At 44.4% G+C, this 20,784-nt stretch carries 15 protein-coding genes; 3 read left to right on the plus strand and 12 right to left on the minus strand.

Translation table 11 applies throughout. The features are described from left to right. Positions 1-5: 5 nt before the first annotated feature. The 10 genes from R2Q85_RS20980 to R2Q85_RS21025 form a co-directional block, all read right to left on the minus strand. Positions 6-1,877, minus strand: a complete 1,872-nt coding sequence (locus R2Q85_RS20980; protein WP_316813756.1) for an alpha-L-fucosidase — start codon at positions 1,875-1,877, stop codon at positions 6-8. An 18-nt stretch (positions 1,878-1,895) separates the two neighbouring features. After that, positions 1,896-3,089, minus strand: a complete 1,194-nt coding sequence (locus R2Q85_RS20985; RefSeq protein WP_316813757.1) for an alginate lyase family protein — start codon at positions 3,087-3,089, stop codon at positions 1,896-1,898. A gap of 10 nt (positions 3,090-3,099) precedes the next feature. Further along, entirely contained in the window at positions 3,100-5,247 is a 2,148-nt protein-coding gene (locus R2Q85_RS20990) for a TIM-barrel domain-containing protein (RefSeq protein WP_316813758.1), read from the minus strand. Between the two features lie 13 nt (positions 5,248-5,260). Next, positions 5,261-7,864: a glycoside hydrolase family 95 protein gene (locus tag R2Q85_RS20995; protein ID WP_316813759.1), complete on the minus strand. Its 2,604-nt coding sequence runs from the start codon at positions 7,862-7,864 to the stop codon at positions 5,261-5,263. Position 7,865: 1 nt separating this feature from the next. After that, positions 7,866-10,346: a glycoside hydrolase family 95 protein gene (locus R2Q85_RS21000; protein ID WP_316813760.1), complete on the minus strand. Its 2,481-nt coding sequence runs from the start codon at positions 10,344-10,346 to the stop codon at positions 7,866-7,868. Position 10,347: 1 nt separating this feature from the next. After that, entirely contained in the window at positions 10,348-12,810 is a 2,463-nt protein-coding gene (locus tag R2Q85_RS21005; protein ID WP_410478903.1) for a glycoside hydrolase family 2 TIM barrel-domain containing protein, read from the minus strand. A gap of 169 nt (positions 12,811-12,979) precedes the next feature. After that, positions 12,980-13,858, minus strand: coding sequence for an AraC family transcriptional regulator (locus R2Q85_RS21010; protein WP_316813761.1), 879 nt, complete (start codon positions 13,856-13,858; stop codon positions 12,980-12,982). A gap of 224 nt (positions 13,859-14,082) precedes the next feature. Next, on the minus strand, positions 14,083-15,891 hold the full coding sequence (locus R2Q85_RS21015) for an alpha-L-fucosidase (RefSeq protein ID WP_316813762.1): 1,809 nt from the start codon (positions 15,889-15,891) through the stop codon (positions 14,083-14,085). Positions 15,892-15,984: 93 nt separating this feature from the next. Continuing rightward, positions 15,985-16,200: a DUF6266 family protein gene (locus R2Q85_RS21020; RefSeq protein WP_316813763.1), complete on the minus strand. Its 216-nt coding sequence runs from the start codon at positions 16,198-16,200 to the stop codon at positions 15,985-15,987. A gap of 114 nt (positions 16,201-16,314) precedes the next feature. After that, positions 16,315-16,719, minus strand: coding sequence for a carboxypeptidase-like regulatory domain-containing protein (locus tag R2Q85_RS21025; RefSeq protein ID WP_316813764.1), 405 nt, complete (start codon positions 16,717-16,719; stop codon positions 16,315-16,317). Between the two features lie 99 nt (positions 16,720-16,818). On the opposite strand from R2Q85_RS21025, the gene R2Q85_RS21030 reads away from it, so the two are divergent. Continuing rightward, a complete protein-coding gene (locus tag R2Q85_RS21030; RefSeq protein ID WP_316813765.1) occupies positions 16,819-17,001 on the plus strand; it encodes a hypothetical protein in 183 nt (60 codons plus the stop codon). A gap of 135 nt (positions 17,002-17,136) precedes the next feature. On the opposite strand, the gene R2Q85_RS21035 is transcribed toward R2Q85_RS21030, so the two are convergent. Beyond that, positions 17,137-18,000 (minus strand): RNA polymerase sigma factor RpoD/SigA, encoded by an 864-nt coding sequence (locus tag R2Q85_RS21035; RefSeq protein WP_316813766.1) that lies wholly within the window; start codon positions 17,998-18,000, stop codon positions 17,137-17,139. 407 nt (positions 18,001-18,407) lie between these two features. Beyond that, positions 18,408-18,833, minus strand: a complete 426-nt coding sequence (locus tag R2Q85_RS21040; protein ID WP_316813767.1) for an SRPBCC family protein — start codon at positions 18,831-18,833, stop codon at positions 18,408-18,410. Positions 18,834-19,335: 502 nt separating this feature from the next. Here R2Q85_RS21040 and R2Q85_RS21045 point away from each other — a divergent pair. Continuing rightward, positions 19,336-19,857, plus strand: coding sequence for a hypothetical protein (locus R2Q85_RS21045; protein ID WP_316813768.1), 522 nt, complete (start codon positions 19,336-19,338; stop codon positions 19,855-19,857). 239 nt (positions 19,858-20,096) lie between these two features. Next, positions 20,097-20,765 carry a DUF6766 family protein gene (locus R2Q85_RS21050; protein ID WP_316813769.1) on the plus strand — a complete coding sequence of 223 codons (669 nt, stop codon included), beginning with the start codon at positions 20,097-20,099 and terminating at the stop codon, positions 20,763-20,765. Positions 20,766-20,784: the final 19 nt, after the last annotated feature.

A 20,784-nucleotide genomic window follows, 5' to 3' on the forward strand; every position in this document is an offset into this window, starting at 1 on the left:
GTACGCTATCTTACTGGTATCAATTGAATTTCCAGCAGCCTCATTAATTCGGCATCTTTGATGGCTATAGGTTTTACAGTTAAGACCTGTGTACCCGGAGCAATATCAGCCATGCCCATGTCATGGGCCACATACTTTTCAGCCAACACTTCCAGCTGTCTTTTAAAACCACCAATTTCAACCTCGTAAGAGCCCCCTCCTTCTTCGCCAATATATTTGGCCACCACATTATATTTTCCAGGTTTTAATGCCCTTAAGTCCCATGACAGGTAATCTGCTTTGTTTTTCCAGCCAGTTACATAATATTTATCGGTTTTACCATCACCAAAGCCCATTTTGCCATGTACTTTTGCATCGAATACCAGAAACCTGTTTAGCTTAACATTGGCGGCAATTAACCTGGCTGTATCCGTTTCAATTTTTCCTTTGGTTTCAAGTACAATAACTACATCCGGGCTGCCAGGAGATTTTAGGGGCAAACCAATATTGAGAGTTGTGGCATCCAGGCGCTTTACCTGCAGCGGTTTTTTGGATTTATCGGTTAGAAACCAGGCTTTACTTACTTCAGTTTTTAAACCCCCAAGCTCTAAATTGCCGTCTCTTGGCCAGTTGAACACATGCAGATAGATCTGTCTTCCTTTTTGTGTGCTTACCCCCCAGGCCGGAATGGGCAGTTGCCCGCGCTCCGTACCGTAAATGGACTGGCCATTCTGGCTTAACCAATTGCCAATACTGTCGAGTATCCGCGTATCCCTGGTGTCAAAACTTCCGTCCCCTTTGGGGCCTATGTTCATCAATAAATTTGCACCCCGGGAAGCGGAGTTGGCCAGCAGCTGGATAAAGAATTTTGCGGATTTATGGCTGTTATCATGTTTTGAATAACCATAAGATTCATTGGTCGTAGGTATAGCTTCCGCGTCGCCTGCCACCGTGAGCAGTTCTGCCGGCCGGTCGCCCGTATTCACATAATCGCCAAAATTTCCGGTAGCACTCCTTACCAAACGGCCATTTACCACAATATTGGGATCGGTTTCCCGGATGGCTTTAAGAATTCGGATGTTTTCCGATAAGGGCAGTTTGTGCGGGGTATCAAACCATAAAATATCAGGATGGTATTTATTGATCAGTTCCTTGATTTGCGGAATCGTTTTTTCGTCTACGTATTTTGCCGCCTTGGGCAGCCATTCCGGATGACTGTCGAACCAGTTAGCCCCTCCGAGCAGCTTATCCCCTCCGGGATTGTTGTATTCCCAATCGTTCCCCGGCGCATCCGGGTGCTCCCAGTCAAACGCGTGCGAATAGTAAAAACCAAATTTCATCCCCTGTTTTTTTGCCGCTGCAGCCAGTTCGGCCATGGGATCACGTTTAAAAGGGCTTTGTTTAACCACATTAAAACCGGACACCCTGGAATCATACATTGCAAAGCCATCATGGTGTTTTGCCGTGATGATAAAATACCGCATCCCGGCTTTCTTTGCAGTTGAGATCCACTCGGCTGCATTAAATTTCAAGGGATTAAAAGTATGGGCCAGGTCCAGGTAGTCGGCCCGGCTGATCTTTTCTTTGCGCATCAAATGTTCCGAATACCCTTTTACAGCTTTTCCTTTCCATTCGCCTGCCGGGACGGAGTAAACTCCCCAGTGTATGAACATCCCGAACCTGGCTTCACGCCACCATTGGATTCTTTCATCATGGGTTTTCATGGAGTTTTTCCACCAGCCATTCCTGGCTTCATCTATCGCTTTCTGATCGCGCTGTTGAGCCCGGTTAAACATCTCCTTATCTTCGTCGCCAGCTACCTGCCCAAAGGCAGCCAGGTTTGCCGTCAGCAGGGCCGAAAGCAAAAATGTCTGCATACGAATTACTCCAAACTTCATATATGATGTACTTTTAATTTACAATTCATTCAACCAGATCAAAGGGTTCCTTACCGGCAAATTCCTGATCACTTCTTCTACTTTCGGATCATGGTCCAGTTTTTTCCAGGTATTTATCCAGTTTGCTCTTTGATAAGCGCTGGCCCCAAACACCAGGAAAGGCTGGGCTACCGGCCAGTTCTCCCAATACATGACATCAGGCTTTAATGGCCATTTGGTTTTATCCGCTACAAAAGGATACAAGTAATCAATTCCCTTTTCCATTGATTTTCCATCTGCAGTTTTATAAGCCCAGAGGTTGTCATTTTTACTGGATAAGATCTGGCAAAGTGTAGTCATGGCATCCAGGTTAAAAATGGAATAACCATAAGGTTTGGTACGCCCCAGTTCTCTCGGAAAGCTGCCATCACTGGCCATTTGATTAGGCAACAATACATTTTTATACCTGTCCCGGCAAAAATCCATCAGTTTTTCATCTTTACAAAGCCTGGCAAAAGAAGCCACCTGCATGGTAAAACAGGTTCCATGATTATTGGTCGCATTCATTTCGTCCTTTCCATAGGGATGTGTCATCAGCCATTCCAGGTAAGCGGCAAACCATTTCCGGGTACCAGAAAGTACACCAGCATCCAGTACCTTTTCCATGACAATGATACCCTGTGCCACTTCCATTAGCTGTATGGTATCAATAATACCAATGCCTCTGCCGGTAAACCTGCCTTTTATGGCCTGCGCAAACTGCAGATTGGGGTTCATCAGGGTTCCTTCCTGAATAAACCAGGCCTGTAAATGCCGCATCGCCTGTTTTGCATATTTCTCCTCCCCGGTAAGTTTAAAGGCAGATGCCAGGGCACCAATGATCTTACTGAAACGGATCATAGCCAGTCTGTGCGCCACAAAGTTCTGCGGGTTGGTCATGCCGTCTTTCTGGATATACGGGCCATCAGGATTTTGTGGATCCGGCCACCAGTAGTCACCTTCCGAGTAAAAATCATGCTTTCCACCGGCACTTCTCGGCGAGCTTTCCGCAGTTACCGTAACAGGTTCCTGCTGCATGGCCCATGCGGCGTTTTTAAGGATCAGCGTTTTTAAAGTCTTCCCTACTTCCTTAGCCACCGCAGGCGGACCGCCCGGTACCTCCTTTGCAGCAGCGAACGATTGGCTCCCAATCATGCCCGCTACAACAATCCCTATTAAAAGAAATTCTTTCATCTGTTTACTTTTATTTGGTCATGGCCTTAAAAGTCACTTTATTCAGGGTATTTGGCTTCCCTTTTTCTGCGGCTGATATCGTTGCCTGCAGCTTGCCATTTGCCGCCTTAACGATCTGGATTGTCCGAAAGCTATAAGCCCCTTTTTCATAATTAAAAGTCTCCCCATCATCATCATACAGCATGTATTTGCCAGGCTTGCTGCCATAATACCTGATCTCCAGATCCAGTTTCTCTGAAGGTTTAGGAGCATGCATCAAGGCAGGTCCCATTGGGATAATTCCACCATCCTTAACATAAACGGGAATTTTATCCAGTCCAGGTGTTATCGTGATCACTTCCCCGTCTCCGGCATATTCACCGGTATAAAAATCAAACCATTTACCTTTAGGCAGGATCACTGTCCTGCTCTGCTTACCGGTAAACATTGGCGCTACCAGTAGATATTCACCAGCCATGTACTGGTCCTTAATTTCCTTACTTACTGCTTCGGCATAAGGATTTTCTTCCAGGTTGGTGGTTTTCATTTCCTTTTTAACTTCTGCCTGGAAACCTTCTTCAAGGTTCATGGCCCTGAACGGAGGCGTACCCTGGAAATGATATTTGGCAAATTCACTGTACCAGTAAGGCATCATTTGCATACGCAGCAGGGCAATTTCTTTCACCTGCTTTTCTACATTTGGATAAGACCAGGGCTTGGTACCAGTACTCCAGGCATTGATCATCGCCATGGGCGAAAAAACGACCGATTGCATCCTGCGCAGCCATTCTTCTTCCGATTTGGAAGCCCTGGCCTCTGGGGTCCACAATACACCGGCAAAACCACTGTTGATCAGCGCGGTAATAAAGTCCTCATGGTTGTAATAATCGTTATAGATCACATAAGGCAAGGCAGTTCCGCCGCCATTAGATGCCCTTACCAAACCATAAGTACGCTGGTTGCGTGCATGGTAAAGGTCGGCGCTATATTTCTGGATCAGCAAACCATAAGTCTGGCGCAGCTGCTCTGCACTGTGTCCGGAAGGGAACAGTGTAACATCGGGCCAGAGATAGTGGTCATAACCATCTACTTCGTCAAATTTGTAACCACTCACACCAATATCTACCTGGCTCTTTTTCAATTGAGAGAACAGGATATCACGTGCCTGAGGCATAGTCAGATCAGGAACTGCGCCCAACCAGACCGTATGATCCGCAGTAAAAGGTTTAATGCTGTTGTAAATACCTGCCTGAGGAGAAACATAAGGGTTTGTCCATAAATTCACCCGGACCCCCTTGTTCAGTAAACCATTCACAAATTTAGCTGGTTCAGGAAAACGGCCTTTGTCCCATTCAAAAGTACATGGATAAGCTTTGCTCTGCCAGCCTGGTTCCAGGCCAATAAAATCGAGTGGAAAGCCCTTATCTTCAAAAGCCTTCACTTCAGCTTCCACATCAGCCGCTGTATACAGGGTTTTTACCCTTTGTGTAAAGCCCAGACCCCAGCGTGGCGGCAATACACCGCCCCCGTTTAATAAATTGTACCTGCGGATGGCATCCAGCGGCCTAGGCCCTGCAAATACGTAAAATTCCACGCCTTCAGCCGGCACAAGTACTTCCACACCATCGGAATACGGGCGGGAGGACCAGGTTTTGTCTGTATTGCGGTCTTTCGCTTCCGGTACATTTTTACCATCACGTTTTACTGCCGATCCGGCATAAATGTTTAAATAACGTGCCGAATTGATAAACACCCCATAACCATTGGAGGAAACGTAAAAAGGTGTTGGCGCATGGGTGCGTCCATTGTCCTTTCCACCGTAATGGTCTACATGTAATTGCAGGATCTTGCCGCGCTGGTGTACCGTCTGAAAGTTGAGTCCAAAACCATACAACTGCTCTTTTTTATCCAAAGGAAACCTCAGATAAGTTTTTCCATCGCTCAGTTTACCAACAATCTCGGCTTTTGACAAAGGGAATCCAGCTTCTCCAATATTTTTAAGCCCGTCAACTGCAGGTTTTGCCCCAGCAGCAGTAAGCAGGTTATAAGTTTCGGGCTTTCCGATCGTCCCTTTCCAGACCCCGGGAGCAATCTGTTCCCATTTAATTTCCTGTGCGGATAAGCGTGTAGCCAGCAATAAAAAGGTTAAGCAAGCAGCATATTTAATAATTCGGTTCATAGCATTTAAATATTTATAGTACGTTTATTTCATAGGTTTTACCCTTTTCAGTTTCAAAGTCAATCACATAGCTTTTTTTCAGGTTCAGGTCCTGCAGCTTTGCATTTTCATTTTTGTGGTATTCCGGTTTTTCCGGCATTACATTCAGCGGATTCGGATTAAGTCCTTCAGCGATTTTTGAGGCTGCAGCAACAACTTTAACCGGAACTGTTGTTCTTAACCGGCAATTCCCCCCGGAGCCCGAATAAATCAGGGCATCAGTCAATTTACCCCCCGCCCAGTTCATATCTACCCGGAAATTCCCCCGGGCCTTCAGGCCTTTTATATTTCCCTTAGCCCAATCATCAGGCAGTGCAGGCAATAAACTCAGCTCATCGCTATTGCTTTGCAACAACATTTCGGTGATGCCTGCGGTTGCCCCAAAATTGCCATCGATCTGGAAAGGCGGATGTGCGTCAAAAAGGTTTGGATAAGTTCCGCCACCGCTCATCTGCACATTGGTTAGTTGTGTCATACTACCACTGGGGCCTTTTTGCGGCTCCACTGTTTTGGCCGGATCAATTAAGGTTAAACCAGCTTTTAATATTTTCAAGGCGTGGTTCCCATCCTGTAACCTGGCCCACCAGTTGATCTTCCAGGCCATAGACCATCCGGTACTCAGATCACCACGGTGAATCAGCGATTGTTTGGCCGCAGCAGCCAGTTCAGGTGTATTTTGTACAGTGATCTGGTTTCCCGGATAAAGTGCAAACAAATGCGACAAATGTCGGTGCGAATCTTTAGGGTCGTCAACATCGTTAAACCACTCCTGCAGTTGTCCGTAACGGCCAATATTAAAAGGATATAATTTTGCTTTCGCATTTTCTAAATCTGTTCTGAAACCGGCGTCTATACCCAGCGTTTTAGCCGCAGCTATGCAATCAGTAAACAATTCTTTGATGATTCCCATGTCCATTGTGGTCGCTTTACTCACTTCATATTCCTTGCCATTAACCTTAAATACATTCTCGGGCGAAGTAGAAGGATTGGTTACCAGATACCTGCTTTTATCATCTTTGACCAGCCACTTCAACATAAATTCTGCCGCTCCCTTCAGTAGCGGATAACCAGTGTTTCTCAGAAATTGCTGATCTCCGGTAAACAGGTAATGATCGTACAGGTGCGTAGTTAACCAGGCTCCCCCCATTGGCCAGGCCGACCAGCGTGGCACCCCTTTAGGATCCCAGTCATAGCCCCCTGTCGGAGAACTTTTAGCCCAGATGTCGGTGTTGTGGTGCACTACCCATCCTTGCTGGATATCATAATTGACTTTGGCAGTTTTGGCCCCATTAATGGCCATACGGCCTATAAAATCAAACAATGGCTGATGCAGTTCCGACAGGTTGGTTTGTTCTGCCAGCCAGTAATTCATCTGTGTATTGGCATTGATCGTATAATTACTGCCCCATGGAGGTTGCACATGATCATTCCAGATGCCCTGTAAATTGGTAGCCTGCGAACCCGGCCTGGAACCCGCGATCATCAGGTAACGGCCAAACTGGTAATACAACACCTGTAAACCCTGATCATTGCCCATCGCCCCCTGCCGTGATAATCTTATATTGGTGGGCAATTTGGCCAGTGCTGCACTATTGTCCAGCTGAAACGATACCCGGTCAAACAATCGCTTATAGTCTGCTACATGCGAAGCCTTAATTTGAGCATAGGATTTAGGATAGGCTTTGTTAAGGATACGTCCCGCTTCAACGGAAGGATTTTTGCCCTGTAAGCCCGGTGATTTATCAAAACCGTTAAAACTGGTTGCCCCGCTTAAATAAATGGTTACCGCATTGGCTTTACTGACCACAATTTCGTTTCCTTTTTCACGGGTAGTCCCTCCCTCGGTTTTAATCCGGACATTCACTTCAAAGGTCATTCCTTCCTTATCGTCATATACAATCTGCCGGGCTTCAGTAGCCCTGTGTGCTACATGTTTAGGCGCCCTGCCCTTTAATATCAGCTGATTGGACGTCAGCGCTGTAGTGCTATATTTTAATTTGCTGCTTATACCAGTAATAAAATTCAGCGAATTTTTCCGATCTGCTGTGATGCGGATCAGCATGGCTTTATCCGGATAGCTGATCAGGGTTTCCCTTTTATACTTTACCCCCCCAAGCGTATAACTGACCGTACTCAGGGCATTGTTAATGTCCAGCTCGCGGTAATAGGCTGCAGGAACAGAATCTTTCAGGTTAAAGTCTAAAAACAGATCGGCCATGGTTAAATAACGCGCAGAATAAGGCCCCTGCAAGTTCTTTTTCCAGAGTTCAGCAGCCTTTCCATAATCGCCATCAAAAACTGCCTGTCTGACCAATGGCAAATTGGCCGGCCCTTTAGGATTATTACCAGATTCCGGGCTTCCGGACCATAAAGTATTGTCATTTAACTGAAAGCGTTCTCTGTTTACACGTCCAAAAACCATGGCCCCGGTTTTGCCATTGCCCAGGGGCAAGGCTTCTTCCCAGATCTTTGCGGGCTGGTTGTACCATAGTTTTAATGCTGGTCCCTGCTGCTCCTGTGCCGTAGCACCTGATATGCAGAAGATTGCCCAAAGGGGCAGCATAACGTATCTCTTCATATCAATTTAATTTAAAAATATAGGTTTTACCCGCTTCAGTTTTCAGGTCATAATCTCTTGAAGCCTTAACCCCAACCGGATTTAACTTTGCCAGTGCTGAAATTATAGGCGCTTTAATGGTTGGCAGCTCGTAAAACTGATTGGTATTTTCACCTTTTGCGCTGGAAAGGCCGGTTGTGTCCAGTTTCATATCTGTATTGATCCGCAGCCTGCAATTGCCGCCAAGTTTTGAACTTACTTTAAGCTGTGTGATCTTTTTGTTGTTCCAGGCAATGTCGATCACATATCCCCCACGCGCCACCAGACCGGTAATTTCACCTGAAGGCCACTGATCTGGCAATGCAGGTAAAATATGCACCGCACCATCATGTGACTGCACCAGCATTTCTGCAATACCGGCAGTGCAGCCAAAATTTCCGTCTATCTGAAAAGGAGGATGTGCATCAAACAGGTTTGGATAGGTGCCACCACCCTTGGTGTTCACACTGTCTACACGCCCCCCCACCAGTTTCAGCTGCTCAGTGATCAGTTGATAAGCATGGTTCCCATCCAGGAAACGGGCCCAGAAATTAACCTTCCAGCCCATAGACCAGCCCGTAGCCGGATCGCCTCTGTAAGTTAATGATGTTCTTGCGGCATCAAAAAGCTCCGGTGTTCTGGAAGGAGAGATCTGGTTGCTGGGGTATAAGCCGTATAAATGAGATACGTGGCGGTGTTTATCATCCGTACGGTCAGCATCCTGCATCCATTCCTGCAGCTGGCTATGTTTACCAATCTGCATCGGGGCCAGACGGCCCAAGGTTGTTTTCAGCAATATCCTGAAGTCAGCATCCAGGTTCAAAAGTTCCGCAGCTTTACTGGTTTTCGTAAACAGATCGAACAACAGCTGGTTGTCCATAGTGGTTCCTGCAGCAATGGAAACGCGCTTTCCAGGTACATATGTATTTTCCGGAGAATTGGAAGGGCTGACCACCAACCATTTATGGCTTGGTTCTTCTTGTAATACATCAAGATAAAACTCGCTGGCCCCTTTTAATACGGGATAGTATTCCTTCAAAAACTGCTTATCGCCGGTAAACAGGTAATGGTCCCATAAATGCTGGCTCAGCCAGTTGCCGCCCATTGGCCATAAACCTGCGTAAGGCCGGTCTACCGGCCCGGTAATGCGCCAAAGGTCAGTATTGTGGTGGGTTACCCAGCCTTTGGCGCCATACATTAATTTGGCGGTATGCTGCCCGGTAACTGAAAGATCTTTCAGCATTTTAAACAAAGGATCATGCAGTTCGGACAAATTGGTAACCTCTGCAGGCCAGTAGTTCATCTCCGTATTGATGTTAATGGTGTATTTACTATCCCAGGGTGCCAGCATTTTATCATTCCAGATGCCCTGCAAGGTTGGTGGCTGATTCCCCGGCTGGGAGCTGGAAATCAGCAGGTACCTGCCAAACTGGAAATAGAGTGCTGCCAGGTGCGGATCGTTGGTACTGGCAAATGCCGCAATACGCTGATCGGTAGGTTTATTGACATCATTGGTTATGCCAACATCAAACTTCACCCGCTTAAAATATTGCTGGTAAAACCTGATGTGATCTGCAAGTGCGATAGGATAGTTTTTCTTTATGGCCTGATCTAAAAACGAAGCCGCTTTAAGGCCGGCATTTCCACTGATGTCCTGGTAATTTTTAAAGTTGGTGGCTATCGAAACATAAACCGTAGCTGAATTGGCATTTTTAACTGCCCAGGCATTGTTTTGCAGCGCTGTTTTTCCCCCTTCTGCAATCACTTTTACCTGAGATTCAACCCTGATCTGCCCCTTTTCACCTTCGTGGTCTGAGGTAAGACCTGATAAGATCAGCTTACCGTTTTCAGTGTGAACGCCACCTTTATGCTGGGTATCCATAAAGGCATTGAAAGAGATCTTTCCAGGTTTATCCGCTGTTAAACGAACAATCATGACCTGGTCTGTAAACGAAGAGAAGATCTCCCTTCTGTAATGCACACCTCCTGCTTCATAAGTAACCGTGGCAACAGCTTTTTCTATGTTCAGGTCACGATAATAATTGGCAGCCTTTTCGGCACCTTCAACTTGTAGGAAAAGGTTCCCTACAGGCTGATAGATCATGCCGCTGTTCCTTTTAGGAAACATTTCCACATCTGCAAGTGCCTGTGCTTCTTCCAATTTCCCTTCAAAAATGAGTTTCCTGAGCTGAGGTATGGCTGCGCCTGAAGCAGCTGTAATATTGGTATTTGGCCCACCAGACCATACGGTTTCTTCATTCAGCTGCAGCTGCTCTTTAGCCGGATTGCCAAAAACCATAGCACCAAGCCGGCCATTGCCAATGGGCAGGGCCTCATTCCAGTTCGCTGCCGGGCGATCATACCATAGTTTCAGCGTTTTGTCTGTTTTTTTTTGCTGTGCAAAAGCAATGGAACTAATGGTCAGCAGCAGTATGCCTATCAAGCGTTTTTTGATCATCATCATTTTAAAGTTCTACAAATGCAGAAGGGATGCCCTCTACTTTAACACTCGCTACACTTTTACCCTTATTCAGGTCTACGCTGATCACAGCCCGGCCATTGTACAATTGTACTTTACGAGAACCGTTAGAAGTACCTTGATCAGCTACCAGTTTCCCATCTCCCGTTAAGCCAAAAGTTACATAATTGCGGGCATCTAAACACAATATATTATTTTTATCAAGCAGTTTCACCTGTATCACAGCAATGTTATCCTGCATAGAAACCTTTTCCAGGACCAGCTTTACAGGCTTGTCCCATTTGGCCGTCTGGTATTCCTGCACAATTTCATCCGTAACGGTTTTGCCATCTTTCGTTGTAGCCACAACCTTAATGTTATTTTTACCTTCATTGTATTTCAGCATCCATTTTAAACCGGCAGCAGGGTAGTTCTGGCTGTTCCTTTTCTTTTTACCCATGCTTTTGCCATTCAGGAACAACTCAGCTTCAGCACAGTTGGAATACACTTTAACCATCTTCTGTTCCCCCGCATCTCCCCACCTTACCGGCCAGGAATGCCCGTAAATATGTACCATCGGTGTTTTAGTCCAGTAAGACTGGAACACATAATAAGCTTCTTTTTTAGTAAAATCCCTTTCAATTACCCCCTTCTGGTTCATGTAAGGAACCGGATTATCCGGACGTACCGGTGTTGAAAAATCTTTAAAAGGCCAGTAAGCAGCTCCCGTTAACCAGGGCATGTTTTCCTGCTCCTTTAAATGCCAGTCTATCAGGTTAACGATATAACTCTCGCTCCAATCACCATCTTTCGATACCCTTGCGCTGCCCCCAAATAAAGAGGCATCCCCATCCCTTTCATCTGCACCCAGACCGGTTTTCACTAAACTCAATGCCTTATCCGGGCTTTCTGAATGCCGCCTGGCATGGCTGTCCCCACCCCATTCTACGTGCAGAAAATGATCTACGCGGTCAAATTCCTTTTTAGAGGCTTCCTTATATTCGGTATAAATCCCTCTGTACCAACCCGCCCAGATAGAAGGCGAATAGACATCTACAATATCTTTACAGAAATCGCATCTCCTGATGGCCGTTTTACGCGAAGGGTCCAGTTTATGGGCCTTGTCGTTCAGTTCTTTCATAAAAGTCCTGATCTTCTGCTCATCAAACTCATTGAAATCACCAGGCCAGTCGTTCTCGTTCCCCAGGCCCCATATGATCACTGCCGCATGGTTATAATGCTGTTCGATCATATTGGTCAGCATATTGCGGGCCTGGTCTTTATACCCATCCCCTCCCAGGCCGCCACGGCACCAGGGAATCTCTTCCCAGACCATAATCCCCAGGCTATCGCATAAATTCAATACGATCCTAGACTGCTGGTAATGACCCAAACGGATAAAATTTACGCCCATATCCTTCATCAGCTGCATTTCCTCACGGATCATACCTTCTGTCATGGCCGCTGCCACACCTGCATGGTCTTCATGACGGTGCGTTCCCCTCAACAGCAATCTTTTGCCGTTCAGCATAAAAGGTCCTTTTTTCACAAACTCAAAGTTCCGGAAACCAATCTTTTCTTCCTGTACATGTGTATCCCCTTTTGCAGTAATACTGGTTTCAACGGTGTATAAAGCAGATGATTCAGGCGACCATAGTTTTGGATTTTTCAGGGTAGTTTCCCAAAGGTCTTTATCTCCGTGAAAAGCCTTGATCTGGTTTTGCCAGCTGGCCACCACCTTTCCTTCAGGATCTTTAACGGCTATTTTTACCGAAACCGTATCTATCCCATCCGGATTCAGGAGGCGTCCTGAAATATTTAATTTCCCCAAAGCGCCTTTAGCGTCTACGCTTGCAGCTGCAAAAATCTTGTCTATAGCCACTTTTGGTGTATATACCAGGTTCAGATAACGGTACAGTCCGCCGTACACATTAAAATCTGAAAGGCTGGAAGGGATCATTTCCAGGTCGCGCGAATTATCGCACCTGATGGACAAGGGAATTTTACCCTTAAACTGTGTTTGAAAGGCCGGATTTTTTTTAAAGGCATTTATTGCATCAGTGATATCAGCTGTCCATTCATCATAACCACCCACATGCGATGCCACCTTCTGATCATAAATATACACCTGTGTTTTTTGGCCTGCCCCTTCAAAATGTAACAAGATCCTGCCATCGGTATACGGATTATTTACCGCCAGCAGTGTACGGTACCAGCCTGGGCCCTGGTAATAATTCACATCCGGGTCAACCGCATCAAGCGCATTAAAGCAATGCGGCAAACTAACCTTCTCCCATAGGGGTACACTTTCAGGGTTCCCTTCTTTTACAGGCCTAACGGCTTCCCATATTCCCCCCAGATCTCCCTTTAAATATTCCCAATCGTTGATTAATCTTTGCCTGTTCTGCGCAAAAATGAACTGACTGCATAGCAGCAATCCTAAAAAAAATACCAGCTTAACTCTCTTCACTCTCTTATACTATAAATAAAAACATAATTTTGGCGCAGGTTTATGACCAATGCTAAATTGATCATAAACCTGCTATTATTGTTTCGCACGATTAGCTTATTGATCAACTATCTTGGCATAACAATGCCAGGCTGACTTGCATCAGATGTCTGAAACAGACCATAATTAATTAAGCGCAGGCGCTAACGAATTCTTTTTGGTAACACAATGGACTTTTGCCGGTAATCTTTTTAAAACATTTATGGAAACTGGCAAAATTGTTAAACCCGCTGTTATAACATACCTGTTTCAGGTTTAAGCTGTGCTCGATGAGCAATTTACAGGCCTGCCCTACCTTAACTTCTATTAAGAACTGCGAGTAGGTTTTACGCGTACGCGATTTAAAATAGCGACAGAAAGAATTGGGACTGATCCTGGCCACCTCGGCAATCTCTTCCAGATAGATCTTATTTTTGAAATTGGCGTAGGTATAATCGTAAATGTCATTGATCCGGTCTTTCTCGATCATCTCCAGGTCATAATGGAAACCTACCGAGGAAAGCACTTCCAGCTCACCAGATTTGGCAATCTCTACCAATGCCTGCATCAGGATAATGATCCGCTCTGTTCCTTCGGCTTTCAACATCCTGGTAATTAAATTGGCTACAACAGCCTTATTTTTGCCGGTTACCTTTACCCCTCTTTTTGCTTTCTCCAATATATCCTTCAGTAGTTTATTTTCCGGAAGGTTTAAAAAACAATCGCCAAAAAGATTTTCACTAAAATGGGCAACCCTCACATCAGCCGATGCAGGTTTGGTATCGGTTGTAAAATAGGCCTCATCAAACCTCCAGTAATGTGGCAGGTTAGCACCCAGTAAAACAATGTCTCCGGATTTAAAGCGTTTAATGCTGTCGCCGATAAACTGCGTACCATCTCCTTTGTTAAAATAGATCAATTCAATTTCCTGGTGGTAGTGCCATTTATTATTAATAGAAGGCTCCAGATCTTGCCTTACACTAAAGGATTGTGCAGGCTCCATTGATACTTTAAGTAGTTGTGCTTTCATAATCAATATATTTGGTTAGGTTAAATTGGTTTAGTTAACTGACCAAATACTAGGCGACAGGTTTTGTCCGAAACTTGTTTAGCTCACAGGTTAAAGACATTGTGCATGTCTGCTTAACTTCATATTTGGTAAGGCTAAATTAGGCTGGAACTAAATAGAACAGGGGTTAAAATCTTAAAGGAATGGGGGGAAATTCTTAAATACCGGACCTGTACGGTCTTTTGCTATTTCACAGGCTCCAGTATAACAGATTTTAGCTTAAATAATTCCGTACCGTTTTGCAGGGGCTGAATGCTGATCTTATATTCACCGGCTTTGTTAAAAGTAGTTGTTGCAATCACATGCTTAATAAAGGGCAACGGCGCCTTTTTGTCAAATTCCGAAGTACGTAGCGTACGGAATAAAAACTCCTGACCATTCACCTTCATACTTCCTTCCTGTCTGGCACTTTCCGGCGCGCAGGAATACTCCAATGCGATCTTATAAACACCGGGTTCTGTGACCCTGATGTTAAAATCAACTTCATCTTTAATTTCTTTCAGATCCGTTACGCAAATGGTATGCTTCCAGTCTCCATAATAATGACTGTAGGTTAAGCTTTGGATTTTCGCAGCACCTTTAAGCCTGGCAAAGGTAGCTTCTACCGTATTCTCCGGATATTGATTAGAAACAGTAACCGGCACATTCAAATCATAATCAGGAACTTTACCCCAATACTCCATCACACAGACCGTATTTGCAGCATCTGCATCAAAGGCAGGTAAATCTATCCAGATGTCATTGCCTTCATTTTTCCAGTTCAGTTGTTTCTGACCAGCCAGCATATAAACCTTAGTTACCTTTCCTTTAAAACCAGGAACCAGCAATTGTCCCTTTTCAGGTCGGTTGATTACATGCAAATATTGTTTTCCTGGCTTAGAAGTGCTTACACCCCAGGGCTGTGCCGGAACCAAGCCATAAGTAGAGCCATAAATACTCTCTCCATTTTTAGCCAGCCATTTCCCGGTTTCCCTTAAAAACTTTACCGAATATTCGGGAATGCTGCCTTCCCCATCTGGTCCCACGTTCAGCATCAGATTTCCACCTTTTGAGGCCACATTGGCCAGCAAACTGATGATTTCTGCAGGAGTTTTAAAATTCATATCGTGTTTAATATAGCCCCAGGAATCGTTGTGCGTATAAATAGACTCCCATGCACCCTTAATAGGTGTAGCAGGCACTTCCGAATCACCGAAATCCCTGTAGTCACCCAATCCATGCCCTACCCGGCTGCTAAACAGACTTTTTGGCTGCAGCACACGCAGATCGTTTACAAAAGCCTGGGTCTGTGCTTTGGTCATTCCACCTGGGGTATCAAACCATACGATACCCAAAGGGCCGTAATTGGTAAGTAGTTCTTTTAACTGCGGTATGGCCTTTTCTCTGTAATACTTCTGATAATCTTTTTTAGATTCGTCGAAATCCCAGCTGTTTTTTCCACCGTTTGGCTCATACCAGTCCTGGAACTGTGAATAATAAAAACCAAACTGAATGCCTCTTTTGGCATTTGCCACCGCAAGCGCTTTCATCGGGTCTTTTTTATAAGGAGTAGCCTCAACAATATCAAAATCCGTTACTTTAGAATCGTACATCGCAAAACCCTCATGGTGCTTGGCGGTGATCACCATGTACTTTATACCGGCATCCTGTGCCAGCTGGGCCCATTCTTCGGCATTAAATTTTACCGGGTTGAAGGTATGGGCCACTTTTTTATATTCCGAAACGGGAATCCTTGCCTGGCTCATGATCCATTCTCCGCTGCCATAATACCGTTTACCTTTCCATTCGCCCGCCAGCTTGGCATACAGGCCCCAATGGATAAACATACCAAATTTGGCATCTTTGAACCACTGGATATTGGGATGATCCTGGGCAGATGACCGGCTGTCCCACATCTCGTCCATGGTTTGTGCATGCGCCGGAATTACACAGGCAAAAAAAAGTACAATTGTAAGAATAGGTTTGGTCGTTCGCGGTATCAATGTCGGTTTCATCGAGTGAAGATATGGACTCTATTCTTAGATAAATTCTGCGCGTTTAGCTATTTGATCAACCAAATTAGCACCAAAAACTACTTCTCCCCGGCGTCACCCTACCGTTACCTCCCCCAAATAGACCGATGTACTCACCGCATCTCCCTTTGCATTTACAATGTGCTGCCAGCAATGTACCGTGTCGCCTGCAAAATCTTCGGGCAACTGCAATACCGCTTCCTTTTCATGGCACGCAGCGACATCACAAAAAGTAACAAAGGCTTCTTTTGCCGGATTGTAAATGATAAAGCTGGCCTGGTCAATCATCATTGCAAAATACAGATGCTGGCCCGTTATCCCATTTTATGCTCAATACTGCATTTACTAAACATAGTACCTCGAGTATCCAGGATACCAATAACTCCCCCTACTGAATATGGCTTTTTAAAATCGATATGGTAATCGGGGGCATCTCCTATTACAGTTTCCGTCAGGTGATAAGACACTGCGCGGTTCTTTTAATGGAATTTCCAGTTCTTTATAGCCTACATACCTGATTAGCAGTACTGCATCCTCTGGTACATCAGGAATGCTGAACTCCCCATTCTGGTTAGTATTCGTAACAGCATTTTTCCCTTTTACCCGGATATTTGCGTTTGGGAGGGGTTTCCCTGTTTCATCCACCACACGGCCTTTCACGGTAAGATCCTTCGCTATGCGCTGGATGACAGAAATAGCCTTATCCAGTAAAGAAGGGGTTTTAAGTTTAATTTTCTTTATTGATAAGCCAAAAAAAGAAAGTATACCAGCTAAATGCCGCGGTTCTTGGACAAGACGAAGATAAGCCATTAACCCAGTTATCCCACGTAATACTAAATTTGCATTAACTTATTAATAATCATTATTTTATAAGACCATTAATATGTAGCTTTAGTAAAAGCCCTGCTTATGGAACAGCAAGAATCGACTGAAAAAACACCTACCAATAAAGAGATAACAGAGCAGTTGCTTCAAAAATCCAGGGAGATCAAAGAAAAGCACAAGCTTGCCCAGGAGAATTTAAAGAAGCTAACTGAGAAAATTGAAAAACACGTTAACAACAGTAACGAGGAAAATTTTCCGTCGGCATAAGGAATTAATAAAAAATCTGTATCCTAACTCTGCACCCTGCAATTGAGTAATAATTCTGCATTCGCTGAAGAGGCATAGCTTCTTTTGGCATTTCTTCAATGCCAAATTATGCAGCCTCAGAAGCGAGATGCTTAATTATCCAATATACTCTTTAACACACCTGCTCAAAATATCCCGCTTCAGCCGCTCAATTGCCCTTGTTTTCAATTGTCTTATACGTTCTTTCGTTACCTTCAGGTGCTCAGCAATATCATCACTACTCAATTCCGGGTAACCATCAATACCATAAGTATACTTTAATACCAGTTGCTCTTTAACAGGGAGCTTATTTAAAATTCTGACAATATCCGTTGATAAAGAACCAGTCATCAAACCCCGCTCCGGGCACAACGCATTATCATCCTTCAGCATATCCAAAAGGCAGTTGTTTTCCTCCGATCCCAATTGCCTGTCCAGCGATGATGTAGCCATACCAATGGTAAACAACTCCATCACCCGAGCTTCCTTAAAGCCCAATTCCTCTGCCAGCTCCCCAACAGAAGCCGGTCTTTCCAAAAGCTGTTCCAATCGCGTTGCCGCCTTTGTGAGGTTATGAATATCATTTAGCCGGTTGCCAGGCAACCGTACTACCCGCTTCTGCTCCGCGATAGCCTGTAAAATACTTTGCCTGATCCAGTTTACAGCAAACGAAATAAATTTAAAACCTTTGGTATGGTCAAACCTATTTGCCGCTTTAATCAGCCCAAGATTCCCTTCCATGATCAGGTCCGACAATACCAATCCCCTGTTTTGATATTGTTTCGCCACAGAAACCACAAAACGCAGGTTCGCATTAATCAATTTATGTAAAGCAACCGTATCACCAGCTGCCATCAACTCACCCAATCTGGCTTCTTCCTCGGCATTAATCAGGTCAATATGCGAAACCTCAACAAGGTACCGGTTCACACTAGCCTCATGGCGGTTGGTAATGCTTTGCGAAATTTTTAACTGCCTCATATTACAATCAGTCCCTGGAGTGGAGACAATCAAAAATAGAAACAGGATACCCAATAACAAGGAGGCACTTCAATTTCCGTTTACACGCGCAATTTTAAACAATAAAACCACATAATATTTTGGATAAAAATCCAACACAAGCAAAAAGCAGAATAAAAATTGGAAAGCTGATTTCCAGCTCTACATTTTCCAATGCCATATTAACCAGAATACAGCTTGTAACAAAATGATAAGCATATTCAAAATACTACATGCACAACACGGTTCATCATTCAATCCTTAATAAATTCGCCGCTCATAACATTAGTTCTGTCCAATTCATACCTGGTAAAATAGAACGATGTTACGCTAAGTTTAATAATTTTGGTTAAGGCATTGTTATCCTGGATAGGGTAATAATGCCCTTATTATTCCAATGCCTTTTTTAATTCCTCCAGCATGGCTTCCCACATTTTTAGCGAATGCTGCTTCGCTTCTTCATCAGCATTATTGTCCTGAGATAGCGAAACCCGGGTATGGCCACCCATGTCAGCAAGTTCGTAGGTGAGGGTATGGTAATTTTCCAGGATATCTTTCTCTCCAGAGAGCGGGCTATAATGCGTGTATTGCAGGAGTTTTGGTGGCTCTATCTTAAGGATAGTTCCTTTATCCTGGTAGGGTTTATCTTTCCATACACCATTCCAGGTAATGGGGCCACCCTTTTCCCAATCAGAAATCACTTCAGTGCCGAACATATACTTTTTGATGGTTTCTGGCGTAACCAGTGCATCCCAAACTTTTGTAATTGGGACCAGAATGTCAATAGTTGTTTTTGCAATTAATCCTTTGTTCATCGTGTTTATCATAGGTTGTTATAGTAACCCCTGGATTGGCATTATGTTTTGAACTAAATTATGCCCAACCTTTACTTTATTACATTTTGTCATGCAGAATGTTTCCCTTTTCAGGAACGTATTTCCGAAGCACCCGGTACAATAAATCCAGATCAAAAGGTTTTCTGGAAAAACCATACAATAAAATGGGCGCAGATATCGAGCGTCATACGTAATCACCAAATTAAATTCCGAAAACCCCTAAAAATTCAGTTAAATAAGCTGATTATTTTAAACCATTTACAACCGGAGATATAGAGCTTGGCATCATAAATACTAAAGCTTTTTATGCCAGAACAAACCAGCACTGCAAACCGGCCAAAACTAAAAAAGAAACGAGTACCAAAGCCTCGTAAAAAAAACGATGCCTTACTCAAAGGTGCGGTTGAAGACTTTTTTCATATGTACTGCGTTTTTTTTACCCCAATGCTGATGAGATCTTTGACATGGGCAAAGGTTTTGAATGGATGAATACCGAACTTCACGAAATCCAGCCCAGATCTTTAATCATACAGAAGAAGAACTGCTTGATATGGACAATCCCTTTGCACTGGTAATTATTGCCGCGCAGCAGGAAGCAATATATGATGATGAAGTCCAGGACGGATTATTAAATACCAGAATGAAAATTGCGAGGGCTCTGGCTGCCAGCAAAAAGTTCGATTACGAAAAAATCGGTGCGTTTTTATACTTTATGGATCAGCTGATCCCTTTGACCGATAAAAAGTTAAAATGTATATTTGATCAGGAACTAACCACTTTATTTGAAGGAAACATTACTATGGGCATAATGGAAGCAGTAAGAGAACAAATCCTTGATGAAGGAATTGAAAAGGGAATTGAAAAGGGTGAAGCCCGGAAAAATCATACCTTCGTAGAAAACCTAATTGTAAAACTTGGCCTTTCCGATGAACAGGCAGCCGATGTTGCAGAAGTTACAGTGGACTTTGTTGCCAAAGTCCGTGAAGAATTAAAAAATAAGTAGAACTACTACGATTCAATTTATGCAACAAGAGCCGCATTTTTTGTGGGTCTTGTTGCATAGCTTTTTCCAGTTTTAACAAATCAGCATTACGCTTCAGCAAAAGTTCCCAGAGAAATTATCTTTTTAAAAAAAGTTCAAACATTTTTTAGCGCTGCTGGTTATTTCCCCGCAGTTGATTGTAATGAAGCATTGCTCAATACAGTCATGCTGTACCGGACCCAAATGCTATAGTCTCGATCATGAAAAATCCAACTAAACATAGCTTCTTTTACCGCAATGGCCTGACTATTGTCTTCTTATGTTTATTTATAGCTACCCTAGCCGCACAGGCACTCACCGGCTGGAAAAAACACAACCAGGATCTCCATGAAGACCATGCGCCGGAAATTGGCTTAACAACCTACCTGCAAAGCGGGCATTTCATTTCTGCCACCTTCGAAAACTTCGAAAGCGAATTCCTGCAAATGGCCTTATACGTTTTACTGACCGTATCTTTGCGCCAGATTGGTTCAGCGGAGTCCAAAAGCCTGGATGAGCCCGAAGAGGTTGACCGGGAACCAAAGCCGTCTAAGGATGCGCCATGGGCAGTACGCAAAGGTGGCTGGATCTTAAAGCTCTATAGCAATTCGCTCTCCATTTGTTTCGGGCTTTTATTCTTCTTCAGTTGGGCCATGCACTTGTACGGCAGCTGGCAGAACCACAACGTTGAACAACTGGCTAAACATCTTCCAAAAGAAAGCGTAACAGCTTACCTGGCACAAGCAGAGTTCTGGTTTGAGACTTTTCAAAACTGGCAGAGCGAATTTCTTTCGGTCGCTTCCATTGTGTTCCTGACCATATACCTGAGACAGAAAGGCTCTCCTGAATCCAAACCAGTTGATGCCCCGGACATGGAAACCGGGAAATAGGCTTTCCCCGGTCCCGAAA

It is taken from the genome of Pedobacter heparinus, assembly GCF_032678725.1.
GTDB lineage: Bacteria > Bacteroidota > Bacteroidia > Sphingobacteriales > Sphingobacteriaceae > Pedobacter > Pedobacter heparinus_A.

Excerpts from the sequence above, each read along its gene's own strand:
- R2Q85_RS20980 (WP_316813756.1), bottom strand. The coding sequence starts at position 1,877 with ATGAAGTTTGGAGTAATTCGTATGCAGACATTTTTGCTTTCGGCCCTG.
- R2Q85_RS21040 (WP_316813767.1), bottom strand. The coding sequence starts at position 18,833 with ATGAACAAAGGATTAATTGCAAAAACAACTATTGACATTCTGGTCCCA.
- R2Q85_RS21015 (WP_316813762.1), bottom strand. The coding sequence starts at position 15,891 with ATGAAACCGACATTGATACCGCGAACGACCAAACCTATTCTTACAATT.
- R2Q85_RS20985 (WP_316813757.1), bottom strand. The coding sequence starts at position 3,089 with ATGAAAGAATTTCTTTTAATAGGGATTGTTGTAGCGGGCATGATTGGG.
- R2Q85_RS21020 (WP_316813763.1), bottom strand. The coding sequence starts at position 16,200 with ATGATGATTGACCAGGCCAGCTTTATCATTTACAATCCGGCAAAAGAA.
- R2Q85_RS21045 (WP_316813768.1), top strand. The coding sequence starts at position 19,336 with ATGGATGAATACCGAACTTCACGAAATCCAGCCCAGATCTTTAATCAT.
- R2Q85_RS20995 (WP_316813759.1), bottom strand. The coding sequence starts at position 7,864 with ATGAAGAGATACGTTATGCTGCCCCTTTGGGCAATCTTCTGCATATCA.
- R2Q85_RS21035 (WP_316813766.1), bottom strand. The coding sequence starts at position 18,000 with ATGAGGCAGTTAAAAATTTCGCAAAGCATTACCAACCGCCATGAGGCT.
- R2Q85_RS21000 (WP_316813760.1), bottom strand. The coding sequence starts at position 10,346 with ATGATGATGATCAAAAAACGCTTGATAGGCATACTGCTGCTGACCATT.
- R2Q85_RS21030 (WP_316813765.1), top strand. The coding sequence starts at position 16,819 with ATGGAACAGCAAGAATCGACTGAAAAAACACCTACCAATAAAGAGATA.
- R2Q85_RS21010 (WP_316813761.1), bottom strand. The coding sequence starts at position 13,858 with ATGAAAGCACAACTACTTAAAGTATCAATGGAGCCTGCACAATCCTTT.
- R2Q85_RS21050 (WP_316813769.1), top strand. The coding sequence starts at position 20,097 with ATGAAAAATCCAACTAAACATAGCTTCTTTTACCGCAATGGCCTGACT.
- R2Q85_RS20990 (WP_316813758.1), bottom strand. The coding sequence starts at position 5,247 with ATGAACCGAATTATTAAATATGCTGCTTGCTTAACCTTTTTATTGCTG.
- R2Q85_RS21025 (WP_316813764.1), bottom strand. The coding sequence starts at position 16,719 with ATGGCTTATCTTCGTCTTGTCCAAGAACCGCGGCATTTAGCTGGTATA.